Source organism: Acuticoccus yangtzensis, assembly GCF_001927245.1.
Lineage (GTDB): Bacteria > Pseudomonadota > Alphaproteobacteria > Rhizobiales > Amorphaceae > Acuticoccus > Acuticoccus yangtzensis.
In genome coordinates this window covers 166,611-182,745 of the sequence record NZ_MJUX01000007.1, presented here as the reverse complement: position 1 = coordinate 182,745, position 16,135 = coordinate 166,611, and the positions used below count along the sequence as shown (strand labels likewise).

At 71.5% G+C, this 16,135-nt stretch carries 12 protein-coding genes; 6 read left to right on the top strand and 6 right to left on the bottom strand.

Annotated features, from left to right (window positions below; genetic code table 11):
• Positions 1-55: 55 nt before the first annotated feature.
• From BIX52_RS16780 to BIX52_RS22525, 4 genes are read left to right on the top strand one after another with little or no spacing between them, the layout of a single operon-like run.
• Positions 56-1,552 carry an ABC transporter substrate-binding protein gene (locus BIX52_RS16780; protein ID WP_075222243.1) on the top strand — a complete coding sequence of 499 codons (1,497 nt, stop codon included), beginning with the start codon at positions 56-58 and terminating at the stop codon, positions 1,550-1,552.
• A 16-nt stretch (positions 1,553-1,568) separates the two neighbouring features.
• Positions 1,569-2,510 (top strand): ABC transporter permease, encoded by a 942-nt coding sequence (locus tag BIX52_RS16775; protein ID WP_075222242.1) that lies wholly within the window; start codon positions 1,569-1,571, stop codon positions 2,508-2,510.
• Positions 2,507-3,325 (top strand): ABC transporter permease, encoded by an 819-nt coding sequence (locus BIX52_RS16770; protein ID WP_075222241.1) that lies wholly within the window; start codon positions 2,507-2,509, stop codon positions 3,323-3,325. Before BIX52_RS16775 ends, BIX52_RS16770 begins: the two co-directional genes overlap by 4 nt.
• Positions 3,325-4,899 carry an ATP-binding cassette domain-containing protein gene (locus tag BIX52_RS22525; protein WP_083660391.1) on the top strand — a complete coding sequence of 525 codons (1,575 nt, stop codon included), beginning with the start codon at positions 3,325-3,327 and terminating at the stop codon, positions 4,897-4,899. The genes BIX52_RS16770 and BIX52_RS22525 overlap by 1 nt, the downstream gene beginning before the upstream one ends.
• Before the next feature lie 5 nt (positions 4,900-4,904).
• On the opposite strand, the gene BIX52_RS16750 is transcribed toward BIX52_RS22525, so the two are convergent.
• The 3 genes from BIX52_RS16750 to BIX52_RS23720 all read right to left on the bottom strand — a co-directional run bounded on the left by BIX52_RS16750 (position 4,905) and on the right by BIX52_RS23720 (position 7,899).
• Positions 4,905-5,660: an SDR family oxidoreductase gene (locus tag BIX52_RS16750; protein ID WP_075222240.1), complete on the bottom strand. Its 756-nt coding sequence runs from the start codon at positions 5,658-5,660 to the stop codon at positions 4,905-4,907.
• A gap of 161 nt (positions 5,661-5,821) precedes the next feature.
• Complete coding sequence (locus BIX52_RS16745) at positions 5,822-7,225, bottom strand: TonB family protein (RefSeq protein WP_075222239.1); 1,404 nt, start codon at positions 7,223-7,225, stop codon at positions 5,822-5,824.
• The gene (locus BIX52_RS23720; protein WP_075222238.1) at positions 7,222-7,899 is read right to left on the bottom strand and encodes a MotA/TolQ/ExbB proton channel family protein; all 678 of its coding nucleotides are present in this window, start codon (positions 7,897-7,899) and stop codon (positions 7,222-7,224) included. The genes BIX52_RS16745 and BIX52_RS23720 overlap by 4 nt, the downstream gene beginning before the upstream one ends.
• 257 nt (positions 7,900-8,156) lie before the next feature.
• Between BIX52_RS23720 and BIX52_RS16735 the strand changes: the two genes are divergently transcribed.
• Both BIX52_RS16735 and BIX52_RS16730 read left to right on the top strand, forming a co-directional pair.
• On the top strand, positions 8,157-9,668 hold the full coding sequence (locus tag BIX52_RS16735; protein ID WP_075222237.1) for a bifunctional aminoglycoside phosphotransferase/ATP-binding protein: 1,512 nt from the start codon (positions 8,157-8,159) through the stop codon (positions 9,666-9,668).
• A 109-nt stretch (positions 9,669-9,777) separates the two neighbouring features.
• Positions 9,778-12,468, top strand: a complete 2,691-nt coding sequence (locus BIX52_RS16730) for a bifunctional acetate--CoA ligase family protein/GNAT family N-acetyltransferase (protein ID WP_075222236.1) — start codon at positions 9,778-9,780, stop codon at positions 12,466-12,468.
• A 27-nt stretch (positions 12,469-12,495) separates the two neighbouring features.
• Here the strand turns inward: BIX52_RS16730 and BIX52_RS16725 are convergent, their stop codons facing one another.
• The 3 genes from BIX52_RS16725 to BIX52_RS16715 all read right to left on the bottom strand — a co-directional run bounded on the left by BIX52_RS16725 (position 12,496) and on the right by BIX52_RS16715 (position 15,935).
• Complete coding sequence (locus BIX52_RS16725; protein WP_075222235.1) at positions 12,496-13,251, bottom strand: sulfite exporter TauE/SafE family protein; 756 nt, start codon at positions 13,249-13,251, stop codon at positions 12,496-12,498.
• Positions 13,252-13,632: 381 nt separating this feature from the next.
• Positions 13,633-15,021: an aminotransferase family protein gene (locus BIX52_RS16720; RefSeq protein WP_075222234.1), complete on the bottom strand. Its 1,389-nt coding sequence runs from the start codon at positions 15,019-15,021 to the stop codon at positions 13,633-13,635.
• Between the two features lie 131 nt (positions 15,022-15,152).
• Complete coding sequence (locus tag BIX52_RS16715) at positions 15,153-15,935, bottom strand: sterol desaturase family protein (protein ID WP_075222233.1); 783 nt, start codon at positions 15,933-15,935, stop codon at positions 15,153-15,155.
• Positions 15,936-16,135 lie beyond the last annotated feature (200 nt).

The window sequence follows — 16,135 nt, the reverse complement described above, 5'->3', positions numbered from 1 at the left end:
CCTCACTGACCCGCGCGCTAAACCTGCCGCCACCGATCAACCGCTGGGACACCTCATGCTGACACGCCGCTTTGCCCTCGCGCTCGCCCTCATGCCGGTCGTCGCGGCGCCTTTCGTGGCATCCGCCCCCGTCGCCGCGCAGTCGGAACGGCCCCTCATCGTCGGCATGGCGCTGGAGCCGCCGCACCTCGACCCGACAGCCGGCGCCGCCGCCGCCATCGACGAGGTGCTCTACGCCAACGTCTTCGAGGGCCTGACCCGCATCGCCGCCGACGGCACCGTCGCCCCGGCTTTGGCGACCGCGTGGGAGGTGTCCGCCGATGGGCTGACCTGGACCTTCACCTTGCGGGACGGCGTCACCTTCCACGACGGCGCGCCGTTCGACGCCTCGGTGGCGGTGTTCGCGCTCGACAGGTTCCGTGCCGAGGGCGCCGAGAACGCGCAGCCCCAGCTCTTCGCCGCCATCGACGGCGTGGAAGCCGCCGATCCCACGACGTTGGTGATCCACCTCTCGCGCCCGGCGGCGGATCTGCCCTTCTCGCTCGCCTGGGGCGATGCGGTGATGGTCCACCCGGACAGCGCCGACGCCAACAAGCAGACGCCGATCGGCACTGGCCCCTTCCGCTTCGCCGAATGGCGCCGCGGCGACCGCGTGATTCTGACCCGCAACGACGACTATTGGGGCGAGCCGGCCGCCATCGCCCGCGCCGAGTTCGCCTTCATCTCCGACCCCGGCATCGCGCTCGCCTCGCTCTTGGCCGGTGACGTCAACGCCTTCCCGAACTTTCCGGCGCCCGAGCAGATCCCGGTGCTGGAATCCAACGGCCAGTTCCACGTCGAGATCGGCACCACGGAAGGGGAGGTGATTCTGGCGATCAACTCCGCGCGTCCGCCGTTCGACAAGCTGGCCGTGCGTCAGGCGATCTCGTCGGCGATCGACCGCAACGTCCTCATCGCCGGAGCGATGTACGGTGCCGGCACGCCGATCGGCTCGCACATGCCGCCGCACAACCCGGCCTATCTCGACCTCACCGGCGTCAACGCCTTCGACCCCGACCGCGCCCGCTCGCTGCTGGCCGAAGCCGGCGCCGAGGATCTGTCGCTGACGATCACCCTGCCGCCGCCGGCCTATGCGCGCCGCTCGGGCGAGCTCATCGCCGCCCAGCTCCGCCAGGTCGGCATCCACGCGGCGCTGAAGCCGGTGGAGTGGGCCGAATGGCTCTCCTCGGCCTTCCGCGGCAAGGACTATGACCTCACCATCGTCGCCCACACGGAGCCGAACGACATCGGCATCTACGGCCGCGACGACTATTATTTCCACATCGAGAATTCCCGGTTCGACGCGGTGATGGCCGAGCTCGAGACCGAGGCCGACCCCGATGCGCGGATCGACCTCCTCCACGAGGCGCAGACGCTGATCGCCGACGACGCGGTGAACGCCTTCCTCTTCGTCCTCCCCAAGCTCGGCGTGTGGGATGCGGATCTCGAGGGCTTCTGGGCCAACGCGCCGATCCAGGCGAACGACATCACCGCCGTGCGCTGGACCGACTGAGCGCCGCCGCCGCGCCATGAGGGTGCTCACCCGCCTCGCTCAATTGGCCGCGACGCTGTTCGTGGCCAGCCTCATCGTCTTCATGGCGATGAGCGTTCTGCCCGGCGACGCGGGACTCCTGAGGCTCGGCATGAACGCCGAGCCCGCCGCCGTTGCCGCGCTGCGAGCGGAGATGGGCCTCGACGATCCGCTGCCGCTGCGGTTCGTGGCCTGGCTCGGCGGCATCCTCACCGGCGATTTCGGCACGTCCGGCACCTACGACGTGTCCGTCCTCGGCCTCCTCGCCGAACGGGCGCGGGTGTCGGTCCCGCTCGCGGTCTACGCGCTGGTGCTGTCGGTGGCGCTGGCGCTTCCGGCGGGGATCTACGCCGCCGTGCGCCGCGGCCGATTCGCCGACCGGGCGGTGCGCGGGGTGGCTGAAATCGGCCTCTCCGTGCCGGCCGTCTGGCTCGGCCTTCTCTTTATATATGTGTTCGCCGTCTATCTGCGCTGGGCGCCCGCCGGCGGCTTCCCCGGATGGGACGCCGGTCCCGCCCGCGCGCTCGGCGCGCTGACGCTGCCCGCCGTCGCTCTCGCCATCCCGCAGGCCGCCATCCTCGCGCGGATCGTGCGTACCGCGCTGACCGAGGCGATGGACGAGGACTTCGTCGCCCTCGCCCGCGCCAAGGGCCGCAGTACCGCGGGCGCCGTCATCCACCACGCCTTGCCGAACGCCTGGGCGCCGATCCTCACCGTGGTCGGCATGCAATTCGGCTTCCTCGTCGCGGGGGCGATCGTCATCGAAACCGTCTTCAATCTGCCCGGCCTCGGGCGCCTTCTCTTCCAGGCCGTCGCCCAGCGTGACATCGTTCTCGTCCAGGGAATCACGCTGGTGGTGGTCGCGACCGTCGTCATCGTCAACGCGTTGTGCGACGTGGTGGCGGTCGCCTCCAACCCCCGCTTGAGGCGCGGCCCGTGAGGGGATCGGCCGGGCTCGGCGTGGCCGCCGCGGTGCTCGTCTCCATCATCGCCGCCGCCGTCGCCTCGCTCTGGTGGACGCCGTTTCCGGTCGACGGGTTCGACATGGGCAACCGCTTCGCCATGCCCACCGCCGCGCATCCGCTGGGGACCGACCACTACGGGCGCGACGTGGTCTCGATGCTGATGGCCGGCGCGCAGACCTCGCTCGCCGTCGCGGCCGGGGCGGTCGCCATCGGCCTCTTCGTCGGCACGCCGCTCGGCCTTGCCGCGGCGTCGTCCGGCCGGGCGGGGCGGGCGGTGCTGATGCTGGGCAGCGACATCGTGTTCGCCTTCCCGGCGCTGATCGTTGCGGCGATCCTGTCAACCTTTCGCGGCCCCGGCGCATTCAATGCGCTGATTGCTATCGGAATTTTCTATATCCCCGTGTTCATGAGGCTCACCGCCTCGTCGGCCCGGCGCGTTCTCGCGCTCGATTTCGTCGACGCCGCGCGCCTCGCCGGGAAAAGCAGCGCGCGCATCGCCGCCGAGCACGTCCTGCCGGTGGTGGCGCCGATCCTTCTCACCCAGGCCGCCACCCAGTTCGCCATCGCCATCCTCATCGAGGCGGGGCTCTCTTATGTCGGCCTCGGGGCGCAGCCGCCCGCCGTCTCCTGGGGCCGCATGCTGGCCGAGGCGCAGACGCTCATTTCGCTCGCCCCGCAGCTCGCGGTGTGGCCGGGGCTCGCCATCGTCGTCACCGTTCTCGCCGCCACCGCGCTGGGCGAGGGGTTGAACCGCCGGCTCGACCCGCGCTTTGCAGGACGCCACGCCTGATGCTGGAGCTCGACCGCCTCGGTGCCCGCGCAGGCCGCACGACCCTCCTCAGCGACGTCTCGCTCACCATCGCGCCGGGCGAGAGGGTGGCGATCGTCGGCGCGTCCGGTTCGGGAAAGAGCCTGACCGGGCGGGCGATGCTGACGCTGCCGCCCTCCGGCGTCACCTATAGCGGCGCCGTGCGGCTCGACGGGGTGGATCTCCTCTCTCTGCCCGATGCCGAGGTGGCGACGCGCCGGGCCGCAGCGGTGTCCATCATCTTCCAGGAGCCGGCGACGGCGCTGAACCCGGTTCACTCCATCGGCGCGCAGATCGACGAGACGATCCGGTTGCACACCCGCGCCGCGGCAGGGGAACGGGCCGAGCGGGTGCTCTCGCTGTTGGAGCGCACGGGGCTCACGGCAGCCGGCGTCGGGCCGGAGCGCTACCCGCACGAACTCTCCGGCGGGCAGCGCCAGCGCGTCGCCATCGCCATCGCGCTCGCGCTGTCGCCGCGCGTCGTTGTGGCGGACGAGGCGACCAGCGCCCTCGATGCCGTCACCTCCGCCCGCATCCTCGACCTCTTGGAGGGTCTGACCGCGGCGAACGACACGGCCCTCGTCCTCATCACCCATGACCTTGCGGTGGCGCGCCGGGCGGACCGGGTGCTGGTGATGGCCGACGGGCGAATCGCCGAGGAGGGGAGGGAGGTGCTGACCCGCCCCGTCAGCGCCGCCGGCCGGGCCCTTCACGACGCGCGCCACATCACGCTTCCTCCGCGTCCTGCAAAAGCAGCGCGCGACCCCGTGCTCGCGGTGCGCGATGTTCGGGTGGAGCGCGGCGGGCGGCCGGTGGTCGACGGCGTGTCCTTCACCGTGGCGCCGGGCGAGCGATTGGCGCTGGTCGGCGGCTCGGGCAGCGGCAAGACCAGTCTCGTGCGCGGCCTTCTCGGCCTGCTGCCGATGACGGGTGCCATCACCCTCGCCGGCTCGGAGCTTCCCGCCGGTTCGCCCGTGCTGCGCGATCAGGCCGGTATGGTGTTTCAGGATCCGGCGACGAGCTTCAATCCGCGCTTCTCGGCCGGGCGCATCGTCGCCGAGCCGCTGTTCCGCACGCTCCTGTCCCGAAAGGCGCGGCGGGAGCGGGCGGCGATGTCTCTGGAGCGCGTCGGGCTCGGCGGCGATGCGGCGGGGCGCAAGCCGCACGCCTTCTCCGGCGGCCAGCGCCAGCGCATCGCCATCGCCCGCGCGCTGGTGGCGACGCCGCGCATCCTCTTCGCCGACGAGCCGGTGTCCGCGCTGGACGCTGCATTGCGCGGGCAGATGGTGGCGCTGTTCGACACCCTGGTGCGCGAGGACGATCTGGCGCTGGTCTTCGTGGCGCACGACCTGGCGCTGGTGCGCGCCCTGGCGGACCGCATCATCGTCATGGAGGCGGGACGGATCGTGGAGCAGGGGACGCCGGAGGAGATCTTCCGGCGTCCGCGCCATGCCGCCACCCGCGCCCTGGTCGACGAGGCGCGGGACGAGCCGGGCGGCGACGCGCGGGGCGATGAGGCGCGGCAGGACGACGAGGCCGCCGCGCCAGGGGGCTGAGCGGCTCAGCGCCCGCCGGTCACTGCGATGTTGCCGCCCATCACATAGGCCGCATCGTCCGAGAGCAGGTACATGATCGCCGAGGCGATCTCGTCCGCGGTGCCGACGCGGGCGGCGGGGATCGTCTTTTCCGCCCGCGCCGCGCGGCCGGGGTCGCCGGACGAGGCGTGAATGTCGGTGTCGATCATCCCCGGCGTGACGGCGTTGACGCGGATGCCCTCGCCCGCCAGCTCACGCGCCAGGCCGAGGGTGAGGGAGTCCATCGCCCCTTTGCTGGCCGCGTACCAGACGAACTCGTTCGGGCTGCCGAGGCGCGCGGCGGCCGACGACACGATGACGATGCTGCCGCCCTTGCCGCCGTGCTTGGGCGACATGCGCTTCACCGCGGCCTGACAGGTCAGGATCGCGCCGGTGACGTTGAGGTCGATCGTGTCGCGGATGGTCTTGGGGTCGGCCTCGTCGAGCCGGCTGAGCTTGCCGGTCGCGCCGGCATTGCACACGAAGTGGGTGAGCGGGCGGCCGAACCGCGCGTCGACCGCCGCGAACAGCGCGTCGATGTCGGCGTCCTTGGACACGTCGGCCTGGAAGGCTTCGGCCTCCACGCCCATGGCGCGCGCTTCGGCGGCGATGGCGTCGGCGGCGGCGGCGTCACGCACGTAGTTGAGGGCGATGTCGTAGCCGGCGGCGGCCGCGCGGCGGCAGGTGGCGGCGCCGATGCCACGGCTTCCGCCGGTGACGAGGCAAAGGGGTCTGTCGGCCATGGTGTCGCTCCTTGCGCGTGCCGGTCTTGTGCTCTTGGGGCATGGGCCCTTGGCGGCGCAGGCTGGTGCGCCGGTGGCACCTTAGGCCGCCCGCCCGCCGCCACCAAGGCCGGTCATATCCCTCGGTCGCCTCGATCCGATGGGGTGTGCCTTGTCACCGCTCAACGCACGCGGATCGGCACCGAGATGGAGATCGTCTCGTCGGCCACGCTCGCCGGGAAGGCGGGGAAGTCGTTGAAGGCGGCGGAGAGAACGGCGTTGTCCAGCAGCGGGTTGCCGGAGCTCTGGGCCAGCCGCGCGTCCACGAAGCGCCCGTCGCGGCCGATGGTGATGGTGACCACCGCGGTGCCGGTGCCGATCTGTCCGTCCCGCGCGGCGCTGAAGAAGGCGCGGCCGACGATGGCGCGGACCGCGCGCGCATAGGACGCCTGGGCGCCGTCGCCGGGGCCGGGCTGCTGCGCGGCGGTGGCGGCCGGGCGCGCGGGGGCGGGGTTCTGGGGCGTTGCCGCGGCGCGCTCGGCCGCGGGGGCCGGGTTGGCGGCGGGCACGGGCACGCGCTCCAGCGCACCGGCCTGCGCGGCGCTGAAGGTCGGGGTGCGCGCGCCGGGCTCGGGCCGGGCGAAGGGGACGGGGAAGCTCGGGTCGTCCGGCCGCGGGATCGCCGCAGCGCTCGCCGCTGCGCCGGCCGCGTCGGGGGTTTGCTGCGCCGCCGCCTCGGCCGCCACCTCGGGCAGTGCGGCGGCAAGGTCCGGGTCGGCGCCGCTCGCCGCGTCGAAGGCGGCGGAGATATCGGGCAGCGGCAGGGACGGGGCGGCGGTTGCGGGCGTCGCGGTGGGGGAGGCGGGTGCGGGAGAGGGGGCGGGTGCGGGGGAGGGAGCGGCGTCCGCCACGGCGTCGGCGGGCGCGGCTTCGGTGCCGGAGCCGTCCTGCGCCGGGCCTTCCACAGGCGCATCGCCCGGTGGCGCGTCCTGCGCGGCGGTGTCCGTTTCCTGCGCGGAAGCCACCGCGGTTTCGGCCGCGACGGGCTCTGCTGGCGCTGCCTCGGTGGCCTCGCCGGCGGCATCATCGGAGGCGGCCGCCGCACTAGGGGCGGAGTCGGTGGCCGTGTCACGCGGGTTCGAGAGAACGCCGTCTTCCAGCGAATCGAACACGGCGTTCACGTCCGGAACGTCGAACTCCTCGTTCGGGGTCGGCGCGTCGCTCGTGTCGTCGATCTCGCCTGGCGAGGTGGAGACGCTGCCCTGTGCGGCCGGGGCGGGGGCGCCCGTTTCCGGCGCCGCGGTCTCCTCGGCCTCTTCCTCCGGCGCCTGCTCCTCGCCCAGCAGCGTCTCGACCGTCTGGTCGGACATGGTGATCGGCGACGTCTTCTCCTCCGGCACCTGCTCGTCGGCGGGGGCGGGGTCGAACCGCAGGACGAAGGCGAGGTGCAGCGCCACGGCCAACAGGACCGCCAGCACCCAGGCCGACCGGCCGGCGGTGCGTCTCAGGCGCGGCGGGTTGAGGCCGCCGGCGTCGAGTATCGACGGGCCGTGAACCGGCGCGGCGGAGGCGGTGGCGGGCGTCATCGGCGCCTGCCGCGCGGTGGGCCCTCGGGCGGCAGGGTGCGGCTGAACAAGGCTGCGATGAGGCCGGACAGCGCCACCTCCTCGTTCTCCACCTGCCGCTCGAACCAGGCGGCGAGGACGGAGGAGGGCATCGCCACCGCAAGGCCGACGGCGGTCGTCAGCAGCGCCACCCAGATACCGCCCGCCAAGGCCGACGGATCGACCGACGCGCCCTGCCCCTCCAGCACGCGGAAGGCGTCGATCATGCCGAGCACGGTGCCGAAGAGGCCGAGGAGCGGCGCGATTTGCGCGACGATATCGAGCACACCGGTCAGCCGTCGCAGCCTGTGGAGGCGCAGGACGGCGACGGTCTCGGCCGCGTCGCGGGCGGCGGGGGCGGGCATGGCCGCGGCGGCGTCGATGGCGTAGCGCACCACGGCGGCGCTCACGGGACCGCGGGCGACGCGGCGGCGTGCGGCGGCCGTGTCCCCGGCGACATGCTGGCGCACCGCCGCCCAGGCCGCGGCGTGGCGGCCCACCCCGGCCGCACGGAAGCCGACCCACTTGCCGACCGCCACCGTGACGACCACCACCGACAGCACCAGAAGCAGTGCCACGACCGGGCCGCCCAGTGCCAGCGTGTCGGCGATGCCGCCGAGGCGGGCGCGCGAGACAGTGTCGATCAGCCGGTCCATGCTCTCCCCGGTGTGCGGTGGCCGGCGGTGCGAACGGCCGGCCCGGCACGCTTTAGCGCGAATTGAAGCGCCCTGTCAGGCGGGTGCGTCGCAGGGCGGCCCCCTGGACGGCGCGGGGCAGAGGTGAAAGTGTCCGGATGCGCCGGCGACCCGGCGAGACGTGTGCGCGCGACGAGGCGCCGGGTGCGGCCCCGCGAGGCGCCGTTGGGCGAGACGGCGTCACGACGATGGCCGAGCGAGACGGGAAAGGGGTGACGATGGCTGATGAACCGGCCCGGCCCGCGCCGGACGAGGTTTCGGAGGCCGCGATCGTCGCCTTCCTGGCCAGCCCCGAAACGCATGGCGGCGCGGCGCCGGACCACATCGAAACCCACCTCTCCCACCTCTTCCTCGCCGCAGACCGGGCGCTGAAGCTGAAGAAGCGCGTCGACTGGTCGGTGGTGGACTATTCGTCGCTGGAAAAGCGCGAGGCCTACTGCCGGCGCGAGCTCGAGGTGAACCGCCGCTTCGCCCCGGACCTCTACCTCGCGGTGGTGCCGGTGACGGTGGGGGCGACGGGCCTCGCGCTCGGCGGCGACGGCACGCCGGTGGACTACGTGGTCGAGATGCGCCGCTTTCCCGCCGATGCCCAGCTCGACACCATGGCGGACGCGGGGACGCTGACCCCGGCACTGGCCGACGCCACGGCCGACGCCATCGCGGCGATGCACCGGGGCGCGCCGGTCGCCAAAGGCGCAGGCGGGGCGGACCGCATCGCCGCGCTGACGGCGCAGTTGCAGCGCGATGTCGCGCCCGGCCTCGCCGCGGAGGCGGCCCGCGACCTCGCCGCCTGGGCGGACGCGGCGGAGGCGGCACTCGGCCGGCTCGCCCCGCTGGCGGAGAGGCGCGCCCGCCACGGCTTCGTGCGCCGCTGCCACGGCGACCTGCACCTCTCCAACATCTGCCTGTGGAACGGACGCCCGACCCCGTTCGACGCCATCGAATTTTCCGAGGACATCGCCACCATCGACGTTCTCTACGACCTCGCCTTCGTCCTGGTGGACCTCGATTCGCGTGATCTTCGGGCGCTCGCGAGCCGACTTCTGTCGCGCTATCTGGAGGCGACGCGGGACTATGCGGGGCTTGCCCTGCTGCCGCTCTTCCTGTCGCAGCGGGCGATGGTGCGGGCGCTGACCCGTGCCGCCAAAGGCCGGGACGCCGCGCCCTCGGTACGCCTTGCGCGGACCTATTTGGCGCACGCGGCCGAGGTGCTCCCGCGCCTGATCGCCGTGGGCGGCCTCTCCGGCACCGGCAAGACCACCGTGGCGCGCGGCCTGGCGCTCACTGCGGGGGCGGTGGTCATCCGCTCCGATTCGGTCAGGAAGCGCCTCGCCGGCCACGCGCCCGAGGAGCGGCTCGACGGAGCGTCCTACACCGCGGCGGCGACCGGCGCGGTCTATCGCCGCCTGAGGGTGGATGCGCGCCGCGCCCTTCACGCCGGGTGCCCCGTCATCCTTGACGCGACGTTCGCCGACCCGGCGGAGCGCCACCGGGCCGAGACGGTGGCGGCCATGGCGGGCGTTCCCTTCACCGGGCTGTGGCTGAGCGCGCCGGACGCGGCCCTGCGCCGCCGCATCGCCGCCCGCCACGGTGATGCGTCGGACGCCGACACCGCCGTTCTGGATGCCCAGATTGCCCGTGGCACCGGGCCGATGCACTGGTCGGTGGTCGATGCCTCGGCCGACCCCGACGCCGTGACGGCGGCCGCCGCGCGCGCGATGGCAATTTAGGCGTGCGCCCGGCTACGGAAGCATGTCAGGATTGTAAATTAGTTTGACTGGAGTCAAGGCGTTGACCGGCCAGTCCGCTATCAAGGCGACGTAGCATTGGGAGCCTGCGATGACCGTCCGCAATCTCGAGTACCTTCTCGAGCCGCGTTCCGTTGTGCTGATCGGCGCCAGCAACCGGCGCGGCTCGCTGGGCGGCGTCGTCCTGCGCCGCCTGACGGGGGCGGGCTTCCGCGGTACCATCGGCCTCGTGAACCCCAAATATAAGGCGATCGGCGACCAGCCCTGCTATCCCAGCGTGGCGGAGCTGCCCTTCGTTCCGGATCTCGGCGTCATCGTCGCCCCGGCCGCCGCCGTCCCCGGCCTCGTCAAAGACCTGGGCGAGAAGGGGGCGCGGGCCGCGGTCGTCATCACGGCCGGTGTCGGCGGCGCGTTGAAGCAGGCGATGCTGGACGCCGCCAAGCCCTACACGCTGCGCATCCTCGGCCCCAACTGCGTCGGCCTCCAAGTCCCGCACATGGGGCTCGACGCCAGCTTCGCCCACGTCACCGCGGGCAAGGGGCAGATCGCGCTCCTGTCCCAGTCGGGCGCCATCATCACCGCCATGCTGGACTGGGCCGAGGCGCGCGGCGTCGGCTTCTCCTGCGTCGCCTCGCTGGGCGAGATGGCCGACGTCGACACCGGCGACATGCTGGACCAGGTCGCGTCCGACCGGCAGACCCGCGCCATCCTGATGTATCTGGAGGGCGTCACCAACTCGAAGAAGTTCATGTCGGCGGCCCGCTCGGCGGCGCGTGCCAAGCCGGTCATCGTCATCAAGGCGGGACGCACGGCGTCGGCCTCCAAGGCGGCGGCCTCGCATACCGGTGCGCTGGCGGGGGCGGACGACGTCTATGATGCCGCATTCGAACGTGCGGGCATCCTGCGCGTGGACGACCTGCAGGAGCTGTTCGACGCCGCCGAGGCGCTCGCCCGCCATCGCCCGCTGAAGGGCGACCGGCTCGCCATCGTCACCAACGGCGGCGGGGCGGGGGTGCTCGCGGTGGACGCCATGGCGCATACGTCGGGCCAGCTCGCCACGCTGTCGGAAGGCACCATGGCCGGCCTCGATGCTACGATGCCGGCCACATGGTCGCACGGCAATCCGGTCGACATCATCGGTGACGCCGGGCCGCAGCGTTACGAGGACGCGCTGGAGGCGGTGCTGGCCGAGCCGGACGCGGACGCGGTCCTCGTCATCAACTGCCCCACCGGCCTCGCCTCCTCCTCGGAGGCGGCCGAGGCGGTGGTGACGGCGGTGAAGCTGAAGAACCCCAAGGGCAAGCCGGTCCTGGCGACGTGGCTCGGCGGGGACATGGCCCAGTCCGCCGCCCAGGTGCTGGAGCGCGCCGGGATCGCCACCCACGCGACCCCGCGCCAGGCGATCCAGGCCTTCGACACGCTGGTGCGTCACAGGAAATCGCAGATCCAGTTGATGCGCACGCCCGGAAGCCTGCCGCCGGGGCCGGAGCCGGACCGCGAGGCCGCCCAATTCGCCATCGGCGCCGCGCTCGCCGAGGGCCGCGAGATTCTGTCGGAAGTCGAGGCGAAGATGGTGCTCGCCGCGTACGGCATTCCGGTGAACGAGACGCGCATCGCCCGCACGCCCGACGAGGCGGCGGCGTTGGCCGGGGCGATGGGCGAGCCGCTTCTCGCCATCAAGATCCTGTCGCGCGACATCACCCACAAGTCGGACGTCGGCGGCGTGATGCTGAACCTCGAAACGCCGGACCAGGTCCGCCGCGCCGCCGAGGTCATGCTGCAGCGCGTGGCCGAGCGGCGGCCGGATGCGCATATCGACGGCGTGGTGGTCCAGCCGATGATCAAGCGCCCCAACGCGCACGAGCTGCTGCTCGGCATTTCCGACGACGCCACCTTCGGCCCGATCATGCTGTTCGGCGCGGGCGGCACCGCGGTAGAGGTGGTGAAGGACAAGGCGCTGGCCCTGCCGCCGCTCGACATGCTGCTGGCCGAGGACATGATCGCCAAGACGCGCATCGGCAAGCTCCTCGCCGGTTACCGCGACAAGCCGGCCGCCGACCGGACCGCGATCGCCTCGGCCCTGGTGCGTCTGTCGCAGATCGTCGCGGATCTGCCGCAGGTGCGCGAACTCGACATCAACCCGCTGCTGGCCGACGCGACGGGCGTTGTCGCGGTGGACGCGCGCATCCGCGTGGCCCCGGCCGAGGCGTGTCTACCAGGGTCCAACCCGCGTCTGTCGATCCGCCCCTACCCCACCACGTGGGAAAAGACCGAGACGCTTGCGATGGGGCCGGTGGTCATCCGGCCGATCCGCCCCGAGGACGAGGCGCTCTATCCCGATTTCCTCACCAAGGTGTCGAAGGAGGACATTCGCCGCCGCTTCTTCCGCCTGTTCTCCACCCTGACACACGAGGAAATCGCCCGGTTGACGCAGATCGACTATGCCCGCGCGATGGCCTTCGTGGCGCTGGATGCCGATGGCGCGCTTCTCGGCGTGTCGCGGTTCGGGGCCGATGCGGATTATCGCACCGCCGAGTTCGCGGTCATGGTGCGCAGCGATCTGAAGGGGCAGGGCATCGGCAGGGCGCTGATGGTGCGGCTGATCGAATATGCCGCGTCGGAGGGGATCGAGGAGATGCACGGCGACATCCTGTCCTCCAACCGCATGATGCTGGAATTCGTGCGCGAGCTCGGCTTCCGCGACACGGCCGACCCGGAGGATCTGACCGTGCGCAAGGCCCGGCTGGAACCGCTGCGCTGGGCACGCGAGCGCGCCGCCTGAGGAGAGCCCCGGCGGCTTCGTGCGCGGTCAGAGCAGGCCGGCGAGGCCGCGGAGCCCGGACATCAGCGCCATCACCGCCAGCGTGGCGATGGCGAGGTTGCGGTAGCCGGCCTCGCTGGTGCGCCGGAAGAGCCACGTGCCGACCGCCGTGCCCGCGACCAGCACCGGCAGCGCCACCAGGCTGGCGAGCGCGATGCCCCCGTCGACTTCGCCCCCCGCCAGGAGCAGCGGGATGGCGATGACGGACGTGGCGAAGAAGAAGATCATCAGCGACGCGCGCTTGACGGCGGCCGGCCTGTCGACGCCGAGAAAATAGGCGACGGCGGGCGGACCGGGCATCGCCGCGAGGCCCGCGAAGGCGCCGGCGACGATCCCCATCGGCAGCGCCAGCGTCAGCCGGTCCGCGGCCGGCTTCTGCGGCGCCTTCAGAAGAAAGGCGAGCCCGGCGAACACCACCAGAGCGATGGCGAGGCGCATCACCGCCGGGTCCAAGACCAACAGCAGCGCGACCCCGGCGGGCGTGCCCACCACCGCCCCTGCCGACATGCGCACCAGCGACGGCCGGTCGAGCATGCCGTGCAGGGTGATGAGGTCGCGGACGCCGACGAGAAGCTGAAGCACGATCGCCATCACCACCGCGCGCGCAGGCTCCACCACCAGCGACATGAGCGGCACGGCGGCGAGCGCGAAGCCGAACCCGGTGAGGCCGCGCAGCACCGCCGCGACGAACACGGCGGCGCAGAGGACGGCCAGAATCTCGGGCGCGGGAAAGAGGGTGGTCACGGCAGGTCCTGTGCGGGTCGGGTGTGCGGGTGGTGACGGCGAACGGGCGGGGCGCGCCCGCTCCGCGTCACGGGAGGGAGAGGCCGCGAGGGCTCGGGCTCCACCGATGAACAGGGCGGCCCGCCTGTTCACCGAACCCAGCCATCGCCTCGCACGCTCTGAGGCAAGCGGGCACGGTCCGCAAGGGCCGCTGTGCTTGAACCCTTGCAGCCCGCGCCCGCTCGCCTCGCCGCTGTCTCAGCGACGGCTGGCTCCGGTGAACAGGCTGCGGCGGGTGCGCCTGCGGCCGCGCTGGTGGGCGGGGCCGGCAAGGGGGAGGGGCGGGGTGCGGCGCCCCGTCGGGGCGTTGCGGTTAGGGCAGGCGGGCCAGAGCGGGCCGGTTCAGAGCGTGGCGGTGACCTCGGCGAGTGCGCCGTCGATCGCCTCGGCGATGTCGGCGATGTCGGCCGCCGTCGCGATCAGCGGCGGGGCTATGCACAGCGTGTTGTTGAGGCCCGGCAGCGAACGGTTGGTCATGCCGATGATGACGCCGCGCTTGCCCACCGCGCCGACGACCGCCGCGACCAGCTTCTCCGCCAGCGGCTCCTTCGTCGTACGGTCTGCCACCAGCTCCAGCCCCCAGAAGAGGCCCTTGCCGCGCACGTCGCCGACGATGGCGTGTTTGGCCTTGATCTCTTCGAGGAGACCGCCGAGCTGTTCGCCGCGAGCGAGCGTGTTGTCGAGGAGGTTTTCCTCTTCGATGATCTTCAGGTTCTCGAGCGCCGCCGCAGGACCCGCCGTGCAGCCGCCGAAGGTCGAGATGTCGCGGAAATAGCCCAGCGGGTCGCTGGGGTCGTCCTTGAACATGTCGAACACACGCTCGGTGGTCACCGTGCACGAGATCGCCGCGTAGCCGGAGGCGAGGCCCTTCGCCATGGTCACGAGGTCGGGCTTGATGCCGTAATTCTGGTAGCCGAACCACTGACCCGTGCGGCCGAGACCGCAGACCACTTCGTCGAGATGGAGGAGGATGTCGTACTTGGTGCAGATCTCCTGCACCGTCTCCCAATATCCCTCGGGCGGGGTGATGACGCCGCCGCCCGCCGTGATCGGCTCCAGCACGATGCCGCCCACCGTGTCCGGCCCCTCGGCGAGGATCACCTCCTCGATCGCCTTTGCGGCGCGCACGCCGTAGTCGGCCACGTCACCATATTGGCTGCGATATTCGAGGCAGTGCGGCACCTGGACGAATCCCGGCGGGAACGGGCCGTAGTGGGCCGCGCGCTCCGGCTGCCCGCCGGAGGCCAGCGCGGCGATGGTGGTGCCGTGATAATCCCGCTCGCGGAACAGGATCTTGTGTTTCTTGCCGCCGTACTTCTTGTGGGCGATCTGGCGGATGATCTTGTACGCCTTCTCGTTCGCCTCCGACCCCGAGTTCGAGTAGTAGACGCGGCTCATGCCGGGCATCTTCTCGATCAGCTTTTCGGCGAACAGGGCGGCGGGGACGGAGCCGGCCGCCGCGGCGAAGAAGTTCATCTTCATGATCTGGTCCCGCACCGCGTCGGCGATGCGGGTGCGGCCGTAGCCGACATTCACCGTCCACACGCCGCCGGACACCGCGTCGATCATCCGCCGCCCCGTCGCGTCCCACACGTGGAGGCCCTTGCCTTCCACGATGATGCGCGGATCGGCCGTCTCGAACGCGGCGTGCTGGGTCAGGTGGTGCCAGACATTGGCCTTGTCGGCCTCGATGACGTGGCTGATATCGTTGGGGGCGACTTGAATGTTCATGGGCAATGTCCGCTGGTCGCGCGGACACTAGTTCAGCGCCGGCTTGAACTCAAAGCGCAATGCGCCGAAGTCGCCGCCATGCCGACAATTTAGGCACTGTGCCCGCTCCGCAGCGGGCGGCGGTTTGCGCCTCAGCGCGTCGGCACCGCCTTGGACGGCTCGGCCGTGGCGGCGTTGATCTTCTCCTCCATCGCCGCGCACCGGGTGTCGTAGTCCGGGTGGATGGTGCCGAACACGCGGTCCCAGAACGAGAAGTGGTTGGCGTAATTATAGTTGAAGGTCGAATGGTGCATGTCGTGGAAGGTGACCGAGGCGAGGGGCCACGGCGTGCGCGAGGACGGGCCCGCGGCGAACTCGAAGCCCGAGTGGCCGATCATGCCGTTGAAGTGGTCGAACACGCGGTGCGCCACGAACACCGGCCACGCGAAGGGGAGGATCACCGGCATCACGAAGAAGAAGCCCTGCTGGGTCCACGCGTCGAACCAGGTGTCGGAATAGTTCGACCACACCGTCGGCGCGACGGACTGGTGGTGGAGGAGATGGTACTTTTTGAACATCCCCGTGTGGCCGAGCCGGTGGACGATGTAGAACCACCCGTCGAACAGGACGATGGAGACGCCGACCATCAGCGGGAAGGACCACCACGTCATCGCCAGCGGCTCGAACAGGGTGTAGCCATTGAGGCTGCAAAAGAGCCCTGCCGCAAAGCAGCCGCAGGTGACGATCAGCGAGCGCGCGGAGGCGCGGATCTCGGTGTTGCGGCGCTTCTGCCCGTCGCGCTTCGGTTGGATCTTGCGTTCAGGGTGCCGCTGCGACCACACCGTGAACGCCCACCCGAAGGCGAGGTAGGTGCCGAAGGTCAACGCATAGGTCAGCGCCCAGAGGCCGAGGAATTGAAGGATTGCGTCGGTCACGATGCGCCTCCCGCTCGAGTACTGCTCCCCTCATTTCATATCGGACAGTCGAACGCTATCCACCTACCGCAAAGCAGGGGCACGAAAACTGCCGGCGGCCGGATCGAATTGGCACAAAGCCAGAGTGTCGCACTGTTGCGGATAGGCCGCACGACTCGTCATATGAAGTTCGATGCAAGCGCGTTGCCTTGTCACGGCCG